1 protein-coding gene is annotated in these 3481 nt (G+C 62.1%); it reads left to right on the top strand.

The window, feature by feature from the left end:
• Positions 1 to 3481: RHS repeat domain-containing protein (locus NKH60_RS34620; protein ID WP_352875079.1), on the top strand; the 3481-nt coding region annotated here is incomplete at both ends.

The following is a 3481-nucleotide window of genomic DNA, read 5'->3' as shown; positions in this document are numbered from 1 at the left end:
CGTTCTCCAGCGCTTCCCGTCTGACCGCCGTCAGCCGCTATGGCACCGATGCAGCCATCGCCGCCGACGGCACCATCACCGGCGGTACCGCAAAACCGCTCGGCCAGATGACCTATCAGAATACCGATGGGGCCTACACGATCGTTAATAGCGTGCTCTCCGCGCTCCTAGTGCCAGGAGCACCCAACCAGACCGGCGATCTGGATTTTGACGGCCATGACGAAATCTTTGGCGACCGGGTCTGGCAACAAACGTCGGGAACACAGCAAAATCCTGGTGCCATCACCTACAATAGAACGAAATACACGTACAAATTCAATTCGAGTGGCGCGCTCATCAACACGACATCGGTAGCCCTCAACGCGGCAGAGGACGGTCTATATTCTTCCAAGCCCGGTAGGCTCTTGGCCGGCAAAAGCACGATGGACTTTGCCGACACGGTCACGGCGACTTCTCAGTCGAATGGCGGCCAGTCGGTGACGGGAACACGCGGCGCGATTGTCCTCACCGACACCCAGCTGGCGTTGACCAATGCCAATTGCAAAACGTTCCTCGGCGCCCCGTCGCCGCCGGCCGGCTACGAGGCCGCATGTGATGCGCTCACGGATGGCTCATATATTGTCGCGGACGCGGACGGCGATGGCCTCGACGTGGTCAACAAAAGTAGCGGTACTCTATTAAATCCGAGCCTGGGCGTCGGCGACTTCCTCGGCAATGGCCATCAGCTGCCGATATACATATCGGGAAGCAATCTACAAAAGGGCGTGTTTTCGGTCGACAAATGGCAGCCGGGCGGGACGTCGTTCGAGATCACTTGCCCGGCGGTGCAATTTTCTGGCTCCGGCACTTGCGTGCTGGCCGATGTCAATGGCGATGGGGCGACAGACATTGTCAATTACGGCCAAGGTGGAAGCGTCCGGATATTCCTGTCGACCGGAATCGGTTTCAAGGGCTACGTCAAGCACGACGCGGATGGCGATATTGGAATCCTGCGCGACTTCGACAATGACGGCCGGATGGACCTCATCACGCTGAGCAACAGCGATCTCAAAACCCAGCCCTACAGCACCGGCAACGTCAAGATTTACTTCCTGCAGCCATCCTCGACGGATTTCACGCCGGTTCGGTTCTATCTTCCTGTCGCAATGACGGCCGGATCGCCGGTCGGTGACTTCAACGGCGACGGCCTGCCTGATTTTACCGACTATCTCCACCACATGTTCATCTCGGCCTCCGGCGCTGGCAATCCGAACCTGCTGCGCTCGGTGGTGACGGAACTTGGCGGGGCGGTTGCGGTGGAGTATGCGCCGTCATCGACCTGGGCGAACACCTACCTGCCGCAGGTGGTGCATGCGGTGACAAAACTGTCGGTCGGCGACGGCCGCAGCCAGACTTCGGTGAGCACCTACGCCTATGCCGGCGGCAAATACGATCCGGCGGCGCGCAAATTTTTGGGCTTTGCCTCGATCGTCGAGACCAAACCGCTGGCCAATGGCGAGACGGCGGCCTCGAAGGTCGAGACCACCTACCGGCAGGACCTGGCGAGCTACGGCCTGCCGTCGCTGACGCTGTGGAAGGATAGCGCAGGCACCGTCCACAAGCAGGTCGCCGAGACCTATGCGGTCAATAATGCGACAAAGCCCTACACGGTGCAGAATACGGCGACCGACACGACGCTGACCGAGAACATTGCACGTACCCTCAGGGTCGAGCGGGCGTTCGACGCCTATGACAACGTCACCAGCATCAAGGACCATGGCCGCACCGACGTCAGCGGCGACGAGACGTGGACGGTGGCGAGCTTTGCGCCGAACACGAGCGCCTACATCGTCTCGCTGCCGAGCAGCCAGACGGTGCGCGCCGGGCTGGACACCAGCTTCCCCTATATCGGCTACGACGAGACCTATTATGACGGCGGCGCCAATTCGACACCGCCGGCCAAAGGCGACGTCACCCGCAAGCGCGGCTTCTCCGATTACTACTCGGCGCCGCAAAAGGAGGTGAACCAGTATTTTGCCTATGACAGCTTTGGCAACAAGCTCTCTGCGACCAACGGCCTCGGCCACAAGAGCGAGTGGGACTACGACGCGACCTATCACCTCTATCCCATAACGCAGCGCAGCCCCCGCTATTTTGCCACCGGCGGCCAGAGCGCCGATACCCGCTTCGTCTCGAGCGCCACCTATAACGCAGTTTGCGGGCAGCCGGCGACGAAGACCGACATCAACGGCCTGATCAAGACCTTCACCTATGATCCGTTCTGCCGGCCCTACCAGGTCTCGCAGAGCATCACCGGCGCCTATGCCAAGACGCGCTTCGAGAACGAGGGCAATCCGGCGACACAGGCGCTGACCAAGCTGACGCCGCTGCCCAATGGCGCGGGCGAGGATTTTGTCCGCTCCTATTATGACGGGCTCGGCCGGGTCTACCGGGTGGAAACGCCTGGCGAGACGGCGGCGGGAGCAAAGCGCATTGCCGACACCGAGTATGATCTGCGTAGCAATGTCCTGCGCACCGCTTTCCCCCGCTTTGCCGGCGACACCGCGCAGTGGACGACCAACTCCTATGACTGGGCCGACCGGCTGGTGAAGACCGTCTATGCCGACGCCAGCCAGACGATTTTCGCCCACAGCCTCGACAGCGGCAGCGGCACCAATCCGCGGCTTTATGCGGTCACCCAGACCGACCAGATCAATGCGACGACCACGCGCCAGTCGAAGAGCGTGTCCTCGACGCGCGGCGATGTCGTGCAGATCGTGCGCGATCTCGGCGGGCTCAATCTGACGGAGGGCCGCAGCTACGATGTGCTTGGCCGGCTGACCGGGGTCAGCGATCCCGGCGGCTCGAGCTGGTCCTACAGCTATGACATGGTCAGCAACCGGCTTTCTGCCTCGGATCCCGACCTCGGCAGCTGGTCCTACGTCTATGACGGCGCCAACCGGCTGACCAGCCAGACCGATGCCCGCGGCACCGTCACCAGCCTGGCCTACGACCAGATGGACCGGCTGACCTTGAAGACGGCGACGGCGTCCGGCGGCAGTGCGGTGACGCTGACCCAGAACACCTACGACCAGGCGGCGGCCGGCTACTACAATGTCGGCCAGCTCACCACCTCGACAAACCCTGCCGCAACTCAAGGCAACAAATATGACGGCTTTGGCAAGGCCGCCCGCCAGGACGTCACCATCGGCACGCTGACCCACACCACGACCAGCGTGCGCGATGCCTCCGGCCAGACGCTGCGCACGCAATACCTGCCGGTGCAGCTCGACTTCGGCACTTCTGCCGCACCGCTGCAATATACCGCCGGCAACAAGCTACTCTCGGCTTCCGGCTTCATCACCTCCACCATCTACGAGGCCGACGGTTCGACCAAGTCGATCACCTATGCGAACGGGGTCACGACAAGCTTCATCTATTCGCCGACCCGCCGCTGGCTGACTCGCGTCACCACGGCCAAGGGCGCCACGATCCTGCTCGA

This window comes from Mesorhizobium sp. M1006, assembly GCF_040318825.1.
Classification (GTDB): domain Bacteria; phylum Pseudomonadota; class Alphaproteobacteria; order Rhizobiales; family Rhizobiaceae; genus Mesorhizobium.
Note: the sequence above shows the minus strand (reverse complement) of the source record. Positions and strands in the feature narration are given on the sequence as shown.